This window comes from Rhodococcus sp. X156 (assembly GCF_004006015.1).
In the GTDB taxonomy this organism is placed as follows: Bacteria; Actinomycetota; Actinomycetes; order Mycobacteriales; family Mycobacteriaceae; genus X156.
The window spans coordinates 2,513,134-2,530,093 of record NZ_CP034766.1 but is presented as its reverse complement, the minus strand read 5'-3'; the positions used below and the strand labels follow the sequence as shown (position 1 = coordinate 2,530,093).

The window sequence follows — 16,960 nt, the reverse complement described above, 5'->3', positions numbered from 1 at the left end:
GCTAGTGGTGCGCCGCCGCGGTGACGTGGTGGCGCCCGATCGGCAGCATCAGCGGCTTGCCCGAGGTGGGGTCGGGGATCACCTGGCAGTCCAGGCCGAACACGGTGCGCACGCACTCCTCGGTGAGCACCTCGTTGGGCTCGCCGGCGGAGTGCAGCCGGCCCCCGGCGAGGGCGATGAGGTGGTCGGCGTAGCGGGCGCCCAGGTTGAGGTCGTGCAGCACCATCACGATGGTGGTGCCGCGGGAGCGGTTCAGGTCGGTGAGCAGGTCGAGGACCTCCACCTGGTGGCTGACGTCGAGGAACGTGGTGGGCTCGTCGAGCAGCAGCAGGTCGGTCTGCTGGGCCAGCGCCATGGCGATCCACACCCGCTGCCGCTGGCCGCCGGAGAGCTCGTCCACGGAGCGGTCGGCCAGCATCGCCGTCTGGGTGGCGTCCAGTGCGTCGGCGACGGCGGCGTCGTCCTCCTTGCTCCACCGGGAGAACAGGGACTGGTGCGGGTGGCGGCCGCGGCCGACGAGGTCGGCGACGGTGATGCCCTCGGGGGCGATCGGTGACTGGGGGAGCAGCCCCAGCGTGCGCGCCACCTCCTTGGCCGGCAGGCGGTGCAGCGACTTGCCGTCCAGCACCACCCGGCCCGCCTGCGGGGACAGCAGCCGCGACATCGACCGCAGCAGCGTGGACTTGCCGCACGCGTTGGCCCCGACGATCACGGTGATCTTGCCGGGCGGCACCAGCAGGTCGAGGGACTCGATGACCGTCCGGTCGCCGTAGCCGAGGGTGAGGTCCTCGACGGCGAGAGTGTGGGTAGTGGTCACAGGGAGCCTCCCGCGCGATTGGTGCGGACGATGAGGTAGACGAGGTAGGGCGCACCGAGCACGCCGGTGACCACCCCCACCGGGAAGCGGGTGTCGAAGGCGAACTGGCCGCAGAAGTCGGCGACCAGCACCAGCAGGGCTCCGACGAGGGCGGCGGGCACCAGCAGCGACCCGCCGGGGCCCACCAGCCGGGCGGCGATGGGCCCGGAGAGGAAGGCGACGAAGGCGATGGGTCCGGCGGCCGAGGTGGCGAAGGCGATCAGGCCGACCGCGGCGATGATGACGACCAGGCGGGTGCGGTCCACCCGCACGCCCAGGGCCGAGGCGGTGTCGTCGCCCAGCTCGCTGGTGGTGAGGTTGCGGGCCTGGCCCAGCAGCACCGGGGCCAGCACCACCAGGGCGACGAGCACCGGCACCACCTGCGTCCAGGCCACGCCGTTGAGGCTGCCGGTCAGCCAGCGGGTGGCCAGCTGCAGGTCCCACTCGGCCGCGGTGGAGAGCACGTAGGCGGTCAGGCTGTCGAGCATCGCGGCAAGGCCGATGCCGATGAGGATCAGCCGGGTCCCGACCACGCCGTCCTTGAAGGACAGGACGTAGACCAGCAGCGCCACCCCGAGGCCGGCGACGATCGCGAAGATGGACACCTGCGTCTCGCCGAGGGACAGCGTGATGATGGCGAAGGCAGCCGCCGCGCTGGCCCCGGAGCTGATGCCGATGATGTCCGGGCTGGCCAGCGGGTTGCGCAGCATCGTCTGGAAGGTGACGCCACCCAGGCCGAAGCACAGCCCGGCCACCACGGCCAGCACCGCGCGCGGCAGCCGCAGCCGGCCGACGGTGAAGGTGGCGCCGGGCACCTGCTCGCCGCGGATCACCTGCCACACCTCGGCGGGCGGGTAGAAGGTGTCGCCGCACATCAGGCTGACGGCGAAGGCGGCCACGATCAGCGCGGCGAGCACCGCCATCACCAGCTGGCGCCGCCGGCCCCGCCGCCGCCGGCCCCGCGCGACCAGCACCGCCGTCGGGGTCGCCGGCTTCGGTGCCGGTGGCTTCGGGGCTGGGGTTGCCGCCGTCTGCACGCTCACAGGGCCCGCACCTTCTGTCGCCGGACGATGTAGATGAAGAACGGGGCACCGATCAGCGCCGTCACGATGCCCACGTCGAGCTCGCCGGGGCGGGCGGCGATCCGGCCGACCACGTCGGCGGCGGTGAGCAGGGACGCACCGAGGAGCGCGCAGAACGGCAGCATCCAGCGGTGGTCCACCCCCACCAGCAGCCGGCAGGCGTGCGGCACGACGAGCCCGACGAACCCGATGGGCCCGGTCACGGCGGTGCAGGCGCCACACAGGACCACGGCCCCGACCGCGGCGAGCGCGCGCACCACGACGACGTTCTCGCCCAGCCCGGCGGCCAGGTCGTCACCCAGGGCCAGGGAGTTGAGCCCGCGGGCGGAGAGCAGGCAGAGGGCGAAGCCCACGAGCAGGAACGGCAGGATCTGCCCGATCTTGTCGTACGAGCCACCGCCGACGCCGCCGATCTGCCAGAGGCGAATGCCCCCGGCGATGTCGTTGCGGGGCAGGGTGATCGCGGTGACGAGCGAGGCGAGGGCGGCGGAGGTGGCCGCCCCAGCCAGGGCGAGCTTGAGCGGGGTGGCGCCACCGCGGCCCAGCGAGCCGACGGCGTAGACGAAGGTGGCCGCGACGGCGGCCCCGGCGATGGCGACCCAGATGTAGCTGGTGGGGGAGGTCAGGCCGAAGAAGGTGATGCCGAGGACCACGGTGAGCGAGGCACCCATGTTCACGCCCAGGATCCCGGGGTCGGCCAGCGGGTTGCGGGTGACGCCCTGCATGACGCCACCGGACAGCCCGAGCGCGGCACCCACGATCAGCGCGAGCAGGGTGCGGGGAACCCGCTTGCTGACCGCGGCTTCCTCCAGGGTGGCCTCGCTCCCGCTGAGGCCGGCGAGAATGTCGCCCCAGCCGACCGTGCGCGAGCCGATGGCCACGGAGGCGAGCGCGACGGCCGCCAGCAGCACGAGCGCGGCGAGCAGCCACAGGGTGCGCGCCGACGCCGGACGCCGCACGAGTGCGGCGTCCGGCGTCGGCAGAGGGTCGAGCTTCGTCACTTCACCTTGTCCGCGGCTGCGGCGAGGAGCTTGACGTAGTCCTCGAGCACCCAGGAGATGGCGAGCGGGGTCGGGTTCGCGGCGGTGGCCAGCGGGGTGCTGCCGGGCAGCAGGGTCACCGAGCCACGCTGGACGGCGGGGATCTTGGACAGCAGCGGGTCGCTCTGCAGCTGCTGCAGGAGCTTGCCGTCGGCGTCGCCGTAGCCGGTGATGATGTCGACGTCGTTGAAGAAGTCGATCTGCTCCGAGCTCTGCTTGAGCGAGAACTTCTTGGTGTCGGCCGAGGCCTTCGCGACGCTGGCCGGCGTGGTCAGCCCCAGGTCCTCGAAGAACAGGGTCCGGGTGTCGTGGGTGGTGTAGTAGCCGATCTGGCTCACGTCGCTGGGGTCGATGTGGGTGACGAACATGGCCGACTTGCCGGCGAGCTGCGGGTACTTGGCGACCGTGGTCTTGACCTGCTGCTGGATGTCGGCGATCAGCTTGTCGCCCTCGGCGGCCTTGCCCAGCGCCTTGCTGTTCAGCTTGATGATGTCCTGCCACGGCGTGGCCCAAGCGGCCTCGGGGTAGGCCACGACCGGGGCGATCTGGCTGAGGGTGTCGTAGTCCTGCTGCGTCAGGCCCGAGTACGACGCGAGGATGACGTCCGGCTTGGTGTCCGCCACGGCCGCGAAGTCGACGCCGTCGGTCTCGTCGAAGAGCACCGGGGTCGGCGCCTTGAGGTCGTCGAGCTTCTTCTTGACCCAGGGCAGCAGCCCGTCGGTGTCGTCGTCGCCGAAGTTGGCGGCGGCCATGCCGACCGGGACGATGCCGAGAGCCAGGGGAACCTCGTGGTTGGCCCAGTTGACCGTCGCCACCCGCTCGGGCTTCTTCTCGATGACCGTCTTCCCGAGCGCGTGCTCGATGGTCACCGGGGTCCAGGTGTCGCCGCTGGTGGTGCCGGCGTTGGCCTCGGTGTCGGTGGCCGAGGACGAGCAGGCGGCCAGCGTGGCCGTCAGCAGCGCGGCCACGGTGAGCGTGGCGAGGGGTTTGGCGCGGAACATGTGCGTCCTTTCGAAGGTGGTACCGGCGGCGGGTGTCCGCGCGCGCGTGCTGGAGCGAGGCTTCGGCGTGCCGGAGCACAGGTGGTGCAGGTGGGAGGACAACGCTGTCCGGTCCCGAGAGTCGAACCGTCCAGTCTGGAGAGACCGCTCGCACACACTAAGGCGAGGCTAACCATAGTGCCTGCTGGGGGTGGGTGGTGACGACGCGCTCGCCCACGGGCCGGGTGCCGGCGTGACGCGAGTCGTGCGGCTGCTCGGGCCGGTGCCTTCCGCGTGACAGCATGACGGTCACGCGGAACTCACTGGGAGACAAATGATGTGGCAGCTGGCTGTGGACCTGGGTGCAGACCGGACCAAGGCTGCGCTGGCCGGGCCGGGCGTCCCGCCGCGGGTGGTGGAGCTCGACGGGGCAGCGTCGATGCCCTCGGCGGTGTACGCCCACGAGGACGGCAGCCTGCTCACCGGCAGCGAGGCCCGGCACTGGGGCCAGCACGAGCCGGACCGATACGAGGCGCACCCGGTGCTGCGGGCACCGGAGAGCACCCTGGTGCTGGGCGGGCGACCGGTCCGGGTGGTCGACGCCCTCGCCGCGGTGCTGACCACGGTGGGCGAGGCGGTGCACCAGCTGGTTGACCAGCACCCCGGCCAGGTGCTGCTCACGGTGCCCGCGTACTGGTCGGCGGCTCAGACCCAGGCACTGCATAGCGCCGTCGCCGCGACGCCGTGGGCGCGGGCGGACGTGCGGGTGGTCCCCTCGGTGCTGGCGGCGGCCGCGCACTGCCACCGCGCCGGGGTGGTCCCCACCGACCAGCCGTTCGTGGTGCACGACGTGGGCGCCGGCGGGCTGAGCACGGCCGTGGTCGTGGTGGGTGCGGGCGGCCCGCGGCTGCTGGCGGCCGCCGGCGCGGGCGGCGTCGGGGGAGTGGGGGCGGACGCCCTGCTGGTGCAGCACGTGGGCGCCGCCGTCTCCGGCGAGCACCCGGCGGCGTGGCAGAGCCTGGTGCAGCCGCGCGACCTGCCCAGCCGCCGGTCGGCCCTGGCCCTGCGGCAGCGGGTGCGACTCGCCCGCGAGCAGCTCTCCGCCGAGTCGGTGACCGCCGTGGCGCTGCCACCGCCGTTCGCGAGCCTGCCGCTGGGCCGCGAGGAGCTCGACCACCTCCTGGCGCCGCAGCTGAGCCGGGGGCTGGACCTGCTCGGCGGTGCGCTGCAGCAGGCCGGGGTGGCGCCGACCGACCTGGCCGGCGTGGTCCTGCTGGGCGGCTTCGCCCGCACCCCCGGGGTCGCCGACTCCCTCGCCACCCGGTTCAGCGTGCTCGGCCACGGCGACACGAGCGCCACCGTGCTGGGCGCGTCCGTGGTGGAGCCGCCTGTTGCGGCACCAGCCGTTGCGGCACCGCCACGTGGGTGGGCTGGGCCGACTGCGACCGCAGCGCCTGCCCACCAGCCCGTGCCCACCAGCGGCAGCTCCCGCACGGCGTTGGCGGCCATCGCCGCGGCCGCCGCGCTGGTGGTGGTGCTGGTCGTCGCCGTCGTGGTGGTGGTGCTCAACCAGCCGGCGAGCGCGCCGGCCACCGCCCAGCCCGCCAGCAGCGCCCCAGCGCCCACCACCAGCAGCACCCCCCCGACCACCAGCACCGCTCCCACCACCACCAGCACGCCGCCGACGACGACGTCCACCGCCGCCGCGGCACCGCCGCCGCTGGTGGCGGGCTGGCAGACGGTGGCCTCGTCCGACCGGGGTGCGGCCTACGACGTCCCGCCCGGCTGGAAGGTTGCCTCGGAGGGCACCATCGGCGGCTTCGAGACCAAGAGCGGGGACCGGGTGGTGGGCAAGGGCTACACCTCCTTCGCCAGCGACTTCTGCGACCAGTTCACGTCCAAGGCCAACTCCGCGCTCACCGGCTCCGACCAGGCTGATCCCGCCGCCGCGGCTCTCCAGGTGGCCACCCGGTGGGCGACGGTGGCCTTCACCGACGACGCCGGGGTGGTGCCCCCGCTGGCGCCCGGCGCCCCGCGGACGGTGGTGAGCCCGGCCGGTACCGGCTCGCTGGTGGAGGTGACCGCGCCGCTGGCCAAGAAGCAGGAGTGCTCGGCGCCGGCCGGGGCGATGTACGCCTACGCACTGCCCGGCTCGACCCCCGGGCGCGCCTTCGTGCTGGTGGTGCACGCCGCCCGGGGCGTGCCGGACGAGGTGAGTGCGGCGGTGGTGGAGCAGATCGCCACCACCGTGCGTCCGCTGGGCTGAGCGCTAAGGTCTGCTGCCGTGCAGGTGGAAGCGGTGAGCCGGGCGGCGAAGCACGCGTTCAGCAAGACCAACCAGGACGCGATCCGGCTGCTGGCCGGGCTCGGCGTGGACGGTGACGCCCACGCCGGCGCCACCGTGCAGCACCGCTGGGCGGCGTCGCGCACCCCGACCGCGCCCAACCTGCGCCAGGTGCACCTGCTGCAGGCCGAGCTGCACGACGAGCTCCGCGCCGAGGGCTTCGAGGTGGCCCCCGGGGCGCTGGGGGAGAACGTCACCACTCGCGGGGTGGACCTGCTGGCGCTGCCCACCGGCACCCGGCTGAGCCTGGGCGCGGAGTCGGTCGTCGAGCTCACCGGGCTGCGCAACCCCTGCGTGCTGATCGACCGGTTCCAGCCGGGGCTGCGCCGAGCGGTGTCCGACCGCGACCACCGTGGACGCATCGTGCGGCGCAAGGCCGGGGTGATGGCGGTGGTGCTCGTCGGCGGGCAGGTGCAGCCCGGCGACCCGGTGGTGGTGGAGCTGCCGGCGCCGCCGCACCGACCCCTGCGCCTGGTCTGAGGCGCCGGGCGTGGCGCATCCGTGGCTAGGGTGAGTCGATGACCGTGCTGAGCGCCCCGCCCGCCTCCCGCCCCCGGTCGGCTGCCCGGATCGCGCTCGGTGCGGTGCTGGCCTTCGCCGGCGTGAGCCACCTGACCTTCGCCCGCGAGGACTTCCAGGCCCAGGTGCCCGGCTGGGTGCCCCTCGGGGAGGACCCGGTGGTGCTGCTGAGCGGGCTGGTGGAGATCGGGCTCGGCGGGGCGCTCATCGCGTTCGGCCGCGGGCGCATCGGGGTGGGCCTGCTGGTCGCCGCCTTCTTCGTCGCCGTGTTCCCGGGCAACATCGCCCAGTACCTCGACCACGCCGACGCCTTCGGCCTGGACACCGACCGCAAGCGCCTGGTGCGGCTGTTCTTCCAGCCGCTGCTGGTCGCCTGGGCGCTGTGGTCCACCGCGGCCTGGCGGGACCGCCCCCGGTAGCACCAGCGCCCCACCCCGTGCCGGGTGCCGTTGCGCGCCGGCCCCGGGAGGCTCAGACGATCTTGTTGCCGTTGTCGCGCAACATTTCCTGGGCCACCTCGACCACCCACCGGTTCTCCGCGTACGCGGTGCTGCGCAGCACGGCCAGGGCATCGGGCACGGAGAGCCCCTGGCGCACTGCCAGCATGCCGGCGGCCTGGTGGACGTCGTTGCGGTCGGTCATCTGCGCCAGGTGCATGCGCTCCGGGTTGCTGTCCGGGAAGGTGGGCGAGAGGACCGTGCCGAGTCCGGCCAGGCCCTCGTCGAGCACGGGCCCGGCAAGGGAGTCCGCGTGCTGCTGCGCGGTGGCCACCGACTCCTCGCTCAGCGGTCCCGGTGCACGGCGGTAGAGCTCGAGCACCCCGAACGCCGTGCCGTCGATCCGCAGGGCGAACGCGAAGGCGGCGCCTGCGCCGGCAATCGCCGCCTCCCGCGCGTATCCAGGCCAGCGTGCCATCGCCGCGGCACCGACCATGTCGTTCTCGAACAACGGCTTGGGCAGCGTGAACGCGGTCAGGCACGGTCCCTCGCCGAGGGTGAACTGCAGCTCGTCGAGCACGTAGGCGGTCTCGTCGGTGGCGTGCAGCAGGCGGCGAGTGTTCTGACCGGCCAGCATCACCACCGCGGCGCCGTCCACCGGGACGTCGCGAAGGCACAGCGTGCACAGCTGGCTCGCGGCACCAGGCTCGGTCAGCTCGGACACAGACACCCCTTTAGCTCTGTTGTGACTGGAGGTGACAGTAGGACGGCTCCCGCGGCCCCGCAGTGCGAGGCGAGGTGCCGCTGATCACCCGCGCTCGTCGGGGTGGGCCACTGACCTGCGGAGCCAGAACCCGGTGAACCAGCGGAGGCTGGCGCCCGAGTACCGTTTTGCCGTCGGCCACTGACCTGCGGCAACCAACGCTGAGCAGGTCTGTGACCGCCGTTACCTGGTTGCAGCGACTGCCGCCTGACCGAGCCCTCCGGGATCTCCCGGGGGCTCTTGCCATGTCAGGGGGTGTCCGGTGGCGCAGGCCACAGCTCGACTCACCACCACGCTCGCTCGAAGGGACTCCCACCGCATGTCTGGCTACATCCAGGACGACGTCAGCGACGCCGAGATCGACCGCCAGGCCGCGCTCTACGGCGGGCTGGCGCAGAGCGTGCGAGAGCTGATCGACGCCGCGCTGCGCACCGAGACCGACGAGGACGTGGTGCTCAAGGCCACCGACGAGATCCGGGAGCTCACCGCGCGGCTGCAGGAGAAGCAGATGCCGGGCTCCTTCGGCGTGCGCTGGTCGCCCAGCGGACGCAAGCGGGAGTGGGGCAACGCCGTGCGGGGCATTCGCAACGCCATTGCCCCACCAGTGGACATCCACGAGGGCCCCGACGGTCGGGTGTGGGCCGACTTCACCCTGGGCGCGGCCTACGAGGGTCCGGCCGGGCTCACCCACGGCGGCGTCTCGGCGCTGATCCTGGACAACATCCTGGGGGCTGCCGCCGAGGCCGGCGGGTCACCGGGCATGACCGGCACCCTGACCGTCCGCTACCGCCGGCCCACCCCGCTGAACGAGCCGCTGCACGCGGCGGGCGAGATCGACCGCGTCGAGGGCATCAAGTGCTTCGTGCGCGGCACCATCTCCGACGAGGGCGGTGTGTGCGTGGAGGCCGAGGGCGTCTTCATCCTGCCGCGCTGGGCACGGGCCGCGCTGGCGGCCGCAGCTGAGGAGAAGGCAGCCGAGGAGAAGGCAGCCCAGGAGAAGGCAGACCAGGAGAGCCCGGCCAGCTAGTCCGCCGGCGGTGCTCGCTCAGCCGCCGCCGCAGACCGCCCAGGCGAGGCTCCCACTGGTGATGGACGGCCATCCTCGGCGCTCAGACCACGAAGCGGTAGCCCATCCCGGCCTCGGTGAGCAGGTGCCGCGGGTGCGCCGGGTCGGGCTCGAGCTTGCGGCGCAGCTGGGCCAGGTACACCCGCAGGTAGTGGGTCTCGGTGGCGTAGGCCGGGCCCCACACGTCCAGCAGCAGCTCGCGCTGGCCGACGAGCTTGCCGGGGCTGCGGGCCAGCAGCTCCAGGATGGCCCACTCGGTGGGGGTCAGGCGCACCTTCTCCCCGTCCCGGGTGACGGTCTTGGTGGCCAGGTCCACGGTGAACGACGCCGTCACCACCACCGGGTCAGAGCTGACGGCGGTGGCGGTGGAGCGCCGCAGCGCCGCCCGCAGCCGGGCCAGCAGCTCGTCCATGCCGAAGGGCTTGGTCAGGTAGTCGTCGGCGCCGGCGTCCAGGGCCTCGACCTTGTCGGCGGAGTCAGTGCGGGCGGAGAGCACGATCACCGGGACGCTGGTCCAGCCGCGCAACCCGGCCAGCACCTCGGTGCCGTCCAGGTCGGGCAGACCCAGGTCCAGGATCACCACGTCAGGGCGGCGCTCGGCGGCTGCCCGCAGCGCCGCGGCGCCGGTGGCCGCGGTGACCACCTCGTAGCCGCGGACGCTGAGGTTGATCCGCAGCGCCCGCAGGATCTGCGGCTCGTCGTCGATCACCAGCACCGTGGTCATGCCGCCACCTCGGCACGGGCGAGGTCGACCACCATGGTGAGGCCGCCGCCAGGGGTCTCACCCGCGGTCACCGTCCCGCCCATGGCCTCCACGAACCCGCGGACCACGGCCAGGCCCAGCCCCACCCCGGTGGTGTTGTCGTGGTCGCCGAGCCGCTGGAACGCCTCGAACACCGAGTCCTCGCTGCCGCGCGGCACCCCCGGGCCGGAGTCGGCCACCGTGATGACGGTGCGCTCGCCCACCTCGGCGGCCTGCACCCGCACCACCGAGCCAGCCGCGTGCCGCAGCGCGTTGTCCACCAGGTTGGCCAGCACCCGCTCGAGCAGGCCCTGGTCGGCCAGCACCGTCACCGGTCCCACCTCCACCACCACCTGTTCGGGCCCGGCGCAGCCCCGGCCGAGCGCCCCCTTGCGCAGGCCGAGCAGCGCCCGGTGCACGGCCTCCTCCAGGTAGACGGTGCGCAGCTGCGGGTGCAGCGCCCCGGCGGCCAGCCGCGAGGAGTCCAGCAGGTTGCCGACGAGGTCGGTGAGCTGGTCGGTGGACTCCTCCACGGTCGCCAGCAGCTCGGCGGTGTCTTCGGGGGAGAAGTCCACGTCGTCGCTGCGCAGGCTGGAGGCCGCTGCCTTGATCGCCGCCAGCGGCGTGCGCAGGTCGTGGCTGACTGCCGACAGCAGCGACCGGCGCAGCTGGTCGGCGGCGGCGAGGCCCCGGGCCGTGTCCGCCTCCGCCGACAGCCGCTCCTGGCGCAGCAGCGCCGCCGCCTGGTTGGCCACCGCGGTGAGCACCCGCCGGTCGTGCCCGGCCACGGCCGGCCCGGCCAGCACCAGGGCGTGCTGATCCACCTCCACCACGCTGTCGGCGTCGGCGCGGCGCAGCGGCGGGCAGTCGCCCACCGCGCACTGGGGCTCGTCGTCGGCGTCGAGGATGCTCACGCCGTGCTGCCCGAAGGTCTCGCGCACCCGCTCCAGCAGTGCGGGGAGGTCCGCGCCGCGCAGCACCGAGGCGGCGAAGGACGCGAGCAGCTCGGCCTCCTGCACGGCCCGGCGGGCCTGCCGGGTGCGGGCAGCGGCAGTGTCCACCAGGGCCGCCACGGCCACGGCCACCGTCAGCAGCACCAGGATGACGAGGAGGTTGGCGGGCTCGGAGATGGTGAAGCTGTGGGTGGGGGCGGTGAAGTAGTAGTTCAGCAGCAGTCCGGAGACCAGCGCGGACAGCGCCGCCGGGGCCACCCCGCCGAGCAGCGACACCGCCAGCACCACCACGAAGAACAGCGCGCTGGCCCCGCCGACGCCCAGGCGCTCCTGCACCCCGAGCATGGCCACGGTGGCCAGCGGCGGCAGCGCCACGGCCACCAGCCAGCTGAGCACCCGGCGGGGCCAGCCGGCCGTCACCGCTACGCGCGGGCGGTGACGGGAGTGCTCGTGGGTGACCAGGTGGACGTCGATGGTGCCGGCGCCGCGGACCACTGCCGCCCCGATGCCCTCGTCCAGGATGCGGGCCCAGCGCGAGCGGCGGGAGGCGCCGATGACCAGCTGGGTGGCGTTGACCGACGCGGCCAGCTCGAGCAGGGTGGCCGGCACGTCGTCGCCGACCACGGTGTGCACCGTGGCCCCGAGATCGGCGGCCAGGCGGCGCACGTTGGTCATGGTCAGCGTCGCGTCGCCGGCCAGGCCGTCCCCGCGCACCACGTGGGCCACCACCAGCTGGGCGGCGGAGCGCGAGGCGATGCGGCTGGCCCGGCGCACCAGGGTCTCCGACTCCGCGTCGCCGGTCACCGCCACCACCACCCGCTCCCTGGCCTCCCAGGTGGCGGTGATGTGGTGGTCGGTGCGGTACCGGGCGAGGGCGGCGTCCACCTGGTCGGCCAGCCACAGCAGCGCCAGCTCGCGCAGCGCCGTGAGGTTGCCCGGGCGGAAGTAGCTGCTCAGCGCGGCGTCCACCCGCTCCGGTGGGTACACGTTCCCGTGGGAGAGCCTGCGACGCAGTGCTTCCGGCGTGATGTCCACCAGCTCCACCTGGGTGGCGGCACGGACGAACACGTCCGGCACCGTCTCCCGCTGCACCACGCCGGTGATCTGCTGCACCACGTCGTTCAGGCTTTCCAGGTGCTGCACGTTGAGCGTGGACAGCACGTCGATGCCCGCGGCCAGCAGCTGCTCCACGTCCTGCCAGCGCTTGGGGTTGACGCTGCCCGGGGCGTTGGTGTGCGCCAGCTCGTCCACCAGCGCCAGGCGGGGCCGCCGGGCGAGCACCGCCGCCACGTCCAGCTCCTCCAGGGTGACGCCGCGGTGGCTGACCAGGCGCAGCGGCACCACCTCCAGGCCGGCGAGCTGCTCGGCGGTGTGCACCCGGCCGTGGGTGTCCACCACCGCCACCACCACGTCGGTGCCGCGCTGGGCCCGCCGGTGGGCCTCGTCCAGCATCGCGTAGGTCTTGCCCGCGCCGGGGGCCGCGCCGAGGTAGATGCGCAGCGTCCCCCGTGCGGACCCGGCAGCCGGGTGCTCAGCGCTCACCGGCACATCATCCCTGTGACGGCGAAAAAGGTTGCTGGGCACCCGGCTGCGCCGCTCACCGGGTGGTGCAGCCGGGCGCGGTCAGCCCGAGCGCCACGTTCAGCGCCGGGACGTGCACGCCCTCCTCGCCGAGGAAGCCCAGCTGCCGCCCGGCGGTGTGCTCGGCGACCAGCCCGCGCACCGTCTCCGGGGACATGCCGTTCTCCCGCGCCACCCGCGCCACCTGCAGCTCGGCGTAGGCCGGGCTGATCTGCGGGTCGAGCCCGGACCCTGAGCCGGTGAGCGCATCTGCGGGCACCGTCTCCGGCGGCACGGACTCCCGGGCGGCGACGAGCGCGCGCCGCTGCTCGACGAACCCGGCCAGCGCCTGGCTGGACGGTCCCTGGTTGGTGGGCAGCCCGGCGGCGGGGCTGCCCGGGGCCATCGCGTCCTCGGCGCTGACGGAGCCGACCACCCGGGTGTGGAAGTACGGGTCGGGCTCACCGGCGGGCACCTGCGGGTCCACCCCGAGCAGGCTGCTGCCCACCACGCACCCGGCGGAGTCCCGCAGCGGCGACCCCTCGGCGCTCGCTGAGTCGAGGCGGCTGACGGCCCAGACCCCGGCGGGGTAGGCGACGCCGAGGATGACGGTCAGCACCAGCAGCACGCTGGCGCCGGCCCACACCTGGCGCAGGTAGCTCATGGCAGTTCTCATCGATCTCACCCAATCCCGGGAATCATGCGAACAACGAGGTCGATCAGCCAGATGGCCACGAACGGAAGAATGACGCCGCCCAGTCCGAAGCGGAGCAGGTTGCGGCCCAGCAACCGCGAGGCTGAGGCGGGCCGGTACTGCACGCCCTTCAGCGCCAGCGGGACGAGCCCGATGATGATCAGCGCGTTGAAGATCACCGCCGAGAGGATGGCGGTGTTCGGCGAGTGCAGGTGCATCACGTTCAGCCGGTCGAGCTGCGGGTAGATGCCCACGAACAGCGCGGGCAGGATGGCGAAGTACTTGGCCAGGTCGTTGGCCAGGGAGAAGGTCGTCAGTGCCCCGCGGGTGATCAGCAGCTGCTTGCCGATGGCCACCACCTCGATGAGCTTGGTGGGGTCGGAGTCGAGGTCGACCATGTTGCCGGCCTCCTTGGCTGCCGACGTGCCGGTGTTCATCGCCACCCCGACGTCGGCCTGGGCCAGCGCCGGTGCGTCGTTGGTGCCGTCGCCGGTCATCGCGACCAGCCGGCCACCCTCCTGCTCGCGGCGGATCAGCGCGAGCTTGTCCTCCGGGGTGGCCTCGGCCATGAAGTCGTCCACCCCTGCCTCGGCGGCGATGGCCTTGGCGGTGAGGGGGTTGTCACCGGTGATCATCACCGTGCGGATGCCCATGGACCGCAGCTCGGCGAACCGCTCGGCGATCCCCGGCTTGACCACGTCGGACAGTCGGATCGCGCCCAGCACCCGGGCGGTGCCGCCACTGGCCTCGGCGACCAGCAGCGGGGTGGCGCCGTCGTTGGCGATGGCGTTCACCTGGTCCAGCACGGGTTGTTCCACCCGGCCGCCCTCAGCGGTGACCCAGCCGGCCACCGAGTCGCTGGCACCCTTGCGGATCTGGCGGTCACCGCCGTCGTCGGTCAGGTTCACCCCGCTCATCCGGGTCTGCGCAGTGAACGGGACCAGCTCCGCGGCCCGCTCGGCAGCGTCCGGCTCGGCGGCCAGCCCGAAGTCCGCGGCGCACAGCTCGACGACGCTGCGCCCCTCCGGGGTCTCGTCGGCCAGGCTGGACAGCCGGGCCCCCGCCGCGAGCTCCTCAGCCGTCACTCCCGGTGCCGGGCAGAGCTCGGTGGCACGCCGGTTGCCGAAGGTGATGGTGCCGGTCTTGTCCATCAGCAGGGTGTCGATGTCGCCGGCGGCCTCCACCGCGCGGCCGGACATGGCCAGCACGTTGCGCTGCACCAGACGGTCCATGCCGGCGATGCCGATGGCCGAGAGCAGTGCCCCGATGGTGGTGGGGATGAGGCACACCAGCAGCGCGATCAGCTTGACCGGGTCCTGCGCCTGGCCGGCGTAGGCCGCCATCGGTCCGACCGCCACCACCGCGAGCAGGAAGATGATGGTGAGGGAGGCCAGCAGGATGTTCAGCGCCACCTCGTTGGGCGTCTTCTGGCGTGCCGCGCCCTCGACCAGGGAGATCATCCGGTCCACGAAGGTCTCGCCGGGCTCGGCCGTGATGGTGACGACGATGCGGTCGGACAGCACCGTCGTCCCACCGGTCACCGCGCACCGGTCGCCGCCGGACTCCCGGATCACCGGCGCGGACTCTCCGGTGATGGCGGACTCGTCGACGGTGGCGATGCCCTCCACCACGTCGCCGTCGCCGGGAATCACCTGTCCCGCCTCGACCACCACCCGGTCGCCCTTGCGCAGGTCGGACCCGGCGACGTCCTCCACCTCACCAGAGGAGGTGAGGCGGTGGGCGGTGGTGCTGGTGCGCAGCTGGCGCAGGCTGGCTGCCTGTGCCTTGCCCCGTCCCTCGGCCACCGACTCGGCGAGGTTGGCGAACAGCACCGTGAACCACAGCCACAGCGCGGTCAGCCAGGCGAACAGGCTGGGACTGCCGATCGCCATGGCGGTGGTGACCACCGAGCCGACCAGCACGACGAACATGACGGGGTTGCGCGCCTGGTGGCGAGGGTCGAGCTTGCGCACCGCGTCGGGAAGTGACGTGAGCAGCTGCCGGGGGCTGAACGTCCCACTCCGCACCGGTGCGGCAGCGGTGGTGGAGGTGCGTTCCTTCGGGAGCACGGGCTCGTCGAGCGTGGGAGCGGTCATGACAGGGCCTCCGAGATGGGTCCCAGCGCCAGCGCCGGGAAGAAGGTGAGGGCCGCGACGAGCACGACGGTGCCCGTGAGCAGGCCGGTGAACACCAGCCCGCCGGTCGGCAGCGTGCCCGAGCTGGTGGGAGTCCTCGGCTGTCGGGCGAGGGAGCCCGCCAGGGCGAGCACGAAGATGATGGGCAGCAGTCGGCCGAGCAGCATGGCGATGCCGAGCGAGGACTGGAACCAGTCACTGGTGACGGTGAGCCCGCCGAAGGCGCTGCCGTTGTTGTTCGACGCCGAGGCGAACGCGTAGAGCACCTCGGTGAAGCCGTGGATGGCGCCGGGCGAGCCGGGATCGCCGCTGTTGCCGAGGAACCCGGTGGTGGAGGACAGCACCACGGTGATGGCCGTGCCGATGAGCACCAGGGCCGGCATGACCAGCACTGACAGGGCCGCCATGGTGATCTCGCGACGGCGGATCTTCTTGCCCAGGTACTCCGGGGTGCGACCGACCAGCAGACCACCGACGAACACCGCGATGATGGCGAGCACGAGGAGCCCGTACAGCCCGGTGCCCACCCCGCCGGGAGCGATCTCGCCCAGCAGCATGTTCAGCAGGAGGGCCCCGCCACCCGCGGCGGAGAAGCTGTCGTGGGCGGCGTTCACTGCGCCGGTGGAGGTTCCGGTGGTGCTGACGCCGAACAACACCGAGCCGGGGATGCCGAAGCGCACCTCCTTGCCCTCCATCATGGCGCCGGCGGCCTGGGCGGCGACGCCGTGCTGGTGCTGCTCGGCCCAGGAGGTGACCGCGAGCATCGCGCCCCAGAGCAGCGCCATCACGGCGAGCAGCGACAGGCCCTGGCGGCGGCTGCCGACCATGGTGCCGAAGGTCCGGGTGAGGCACACCGGAATGAGCAGGATCGCGAGGATCTCGACGGCGTTGCTCAGCGGGGTGGCGTTCTCGAACGGGTGCGCGGAGTTGGCCGCGAGGATGCCGCCGCCGTTGGTGCCCAGCTCCTTGATGGCCTCCTGCGAGGCCACCGGGGCCAGGGCGTTGGTGGACTGCGCGCCGTCCAGGCCGGTGGAGGCGAAGCCGGTGTGGAAGGACTGGATCACGCCCTGGCTGAGCAGCACCAGTGCGACCAGGAAGGACAGCGGCAGCAGGATCCGCAGGGCGCCCCGGGTGAGGTCCACCCAGAAGCTGCCGATCTCGCCCCGTCCGGTGACCCGGACGAAACCGCGGATGAGGGCTACTGCCACGGAGAGCCCGACTGCGGCGGAGAGGAAGTTCTGCACCGCCAGGCCGGCGGCCTGGGTGAGGTGGCTCATCGTGGTCTCGGGCACGTAGGACTGCCAGTTGGTGTTGGCCACGAAGGAGATCGAGGTGTTGAAGGCGACCGACGGGCTGACCCCGGACAGGCCGCCGTTGAGCGGCAGCACCCCTTGCACGCGCTGCAGCAGGTAGAGCAGCAGCACGCTGGCGGTGGTGAAGCCGAGCATGCTCAGCGCGTAGCCGACCCAGGTCTGCTCGGCGGACGGGTTGATGCGGCAGAGCCGGTAGACGCCGCGCTCCACCCGCAGGTCGCTGGTGCTGGTGAACACTCGGGCCATGTAGTCGCCCAGGGGCACGTAGACCGCGGCGAGCACCGCGAGCACCGCACCGAGCTGGAGGGTGGCGGCCAGGGCGGGGCTCATCAGAACCGCTCCGGGTCGAGCAGGGCCACCAACAGGTAGACGACGAGGAGGAGCGCGAGGACGATCAGCGCCACGCTCAGCGCGCCCGCGCCCGTCACCGGGAAGCCTTGGTCGTGGAGCTGGGGCTCTCCGAGTCGCGCAGGGCA

The 16,960-nt window shown here is 73.0% G+C and carries 15 protein-coding genes; 4 read left to right on the top strand and 11 right to left on the bottom strand.

The features are described from left to right. Position 1: 1 nt before the first annotated feature. From ELX43_RS11980 to ELX43_RS11965, 4 genes are all read right to left on the bottom strand, one after another. Positions 2-817 (bottom strand): ABC transporter ATP-binding protein, encoded by an 816-nt coding sequence (locus ELX43_RS11980; protein ID WP_127783627.1) that lies wholly within the window; start codon positions 815-817, stop codon positions 2-4. Continuing rightward, positions 814-1,830 (bottom strand): iron chelate uptake ABC transporter family permease subunit, encoded by a 1,017-nt coding sequence (locus ELX43_RS11975; protein WP_241249912.1) that lies wholly within the window; start codon positions 1,828-1,830, stop codon positions 814-816. Before ELX43_RS11975 ends, ELX43_RS11980 begins: the two co-directional genes overlap by 4 nt. Positions 1,831-1,895: 65 nt before the next feature. Then, on the bottom strand, positions 1,896-2,897 hold the full coding sequence (locus ELX43_RS11970; RefSeq protein ID WP_241249911.1) for an iron ABC transporter permease: 1,002 nt from the start codon (positions 2,895-2,897) through the stop codon (positions 1,896-1,898). Positions 2,898-2,935: 38 nt separating this feature from the next. Beyond that, a complete protein-coding gene (locus ELX43_RS11965) occupies positions 2,936-3,979 on the bottom strand; it encodes an iron-siderophore ABC transporter substrate-binding protein (protein WP_127783625.1) in 1,044 nt (347 codons plus the stop codon). Between the two features lie 316 nt (positions 3,980-4,295). Here ELX43_RS11965 and ELX43_RS11960 point away from each other — a divergent pair, with 316 nt between their 5' ends. The 3 genes from ELX43_RS11960 to ELX43_RS11950 are packed head-to-tail and all read left to right on the top strand — an operon-like array spanning position 4,296 to position 7,240. Further along, positions 4,296-6,224, top strand: coding sequence for an Hsp70 family protein (locus ELX43_RS11960; RefSeq protein ID WP_164860647.1), 1,929 nt, complete (start codon positions 4,296-4,298; stop codon positions 6,222-6,224). A gap of 33 nt (positions 6,225-6,257) precedes the next feature. Beyond that, positions 6,258-6,782, top strand: coding sequence for an MOSC domain-containing protein (locus ELX43_RS11955; protein WP_206518008.1), 525 nt, complete (start codon positions 6,258-6,260; stop codon positions 6,780-6,782). 38 nt (positions 6,783-6,820) lie between these two features. Beyond that, positions 6,821-7,240 carry a hypothetical protein gene (locus ELX43_RS11950; protein ID WP_127783623.1) on the top strand — a complete coding sequence of 140 codons (420 nt, stop codon included), beginning with the start codon at positions 6,821-6,823 and terminating at the stop codon, positions 7,238-7,240. Between the two features lie 52 nt (positions 7,241-7,292). On the opposite strand, the gene ELX43_RS11945 is transcribed toward ELX43_RS11950, so the two are convergent. After that, complete coding sequence (locus ELX43_RS11945) at positions 7,293-7,982, bottom strand: ANTAR domain-containing protein (protein WP_127783622.1); 690 nt, start codon at positions 7,980-7,982, stop codon at positions 7,293-7,295. Positions 7,983-8,340: 358 nt separating this feature from the next. Here ELX43_RS11945 and ELX43_RS11940 point away from each other — a divergent pair, with 358 nt between their 5' ends. Then, complete coding sequence (locus ELX43_RS11940; protein WP_127783621.1) at positions 8,341-9,048, top strand: PaaI family thioesterase; 708 nt, start codon at positions 8,341-8,343, stop codon at positions 9,046-9,048. An 82-nt stretch (positions 9,049-9,130) separates the two neighbouring features. On the opposite strand, the gene ELX43_RS11935 is transcribed toward ELX43_RS11940, so the two are convergent. Genes ELX43_RS11935 through kdpF form a run of 6 tightly spaced genes read right to left on the bottom strand, consistent with a single transcriptional unit; the run spans position 9,131 to position 16,912 of the window. Beyond that, positions 9,131-9,811, bottom strand: a complete 681-nt coding sequence (locus ELX43_RS11935) for a response regulator (protein WP_127783620.1) — start codon at positions 9,809-9,811, stop codon at positions 9,131-9,133. Beyond that, positions 9,808-12,324 (bottom strand): sensor histidine kinase KdpD, encoded by a 2,517-nt coding sequence (locus ELX43_RS11930; RefSeq protein WP_241248928.1) that lies wholly within the window; start codon positions 12,322-12,324, stop codon positions 9,808-9,810. Before ELX43_RS11930 ends, ELX43_RS11935 begins: the two co-directional genes overlap by 4 nt. Before the next feature lie 55 nt (positions 12,325-12,379). Continuing rightward, positions 12,380-13,018: a potassium-transporting ATPase subunit C gene (locus tag ELX43_RS11925; protein WP_127783619.1), complete on the bottom strand. Its 639-nt coding sequence runs from the start codon at positions 13,016-13,018 to the stop codon at positions 12,380-12,382. 5 nt (positions 13,019-13,023) lie between these two features. Beyond that, a complete protein-coding gene (gene kdpB, locus ELX43_RS11920) occupies positions 13,024-15,132 on the bottom strand; it encodes a potassium-transporting ATPase subunit KdpB (RefSeq protein ID WP_127783618.1) in 2,109 nt (702 codons plus the stop codon). After that, positions 15,129-16,814, bottom strand: a complete 1,686-nt coding sequence (kdpA, locus tag ELX43_RS11915) for a potassium-transporting ATPase subunit KdpA (RefSeq protein WP_127783617.1) — start codon at positions 16,812-16,814, stop codon at positions 15,129-15,131. Before kdpA ends, kdpB begins: the two co-directional genes overlap by 4 nt. Beyond that, positions 16,814-16,912 (bottom strand): K(+)-transporting ATPase subunit F, encoded by a 99-nt coding sequence (gene kdpF, locus ELX43_RS11910; RefSeq protein ID WP_127783616.1) that lies wholly within the window; start codon positions 16,910-16,912, stop codon positions 16,814-16,816. The genes kdpA and kdpF overlap by 1 nt, the downstream gene beginning before the upstream one ends. Positions 16,913-16,960: the final 48 nt, after the last annotated feature.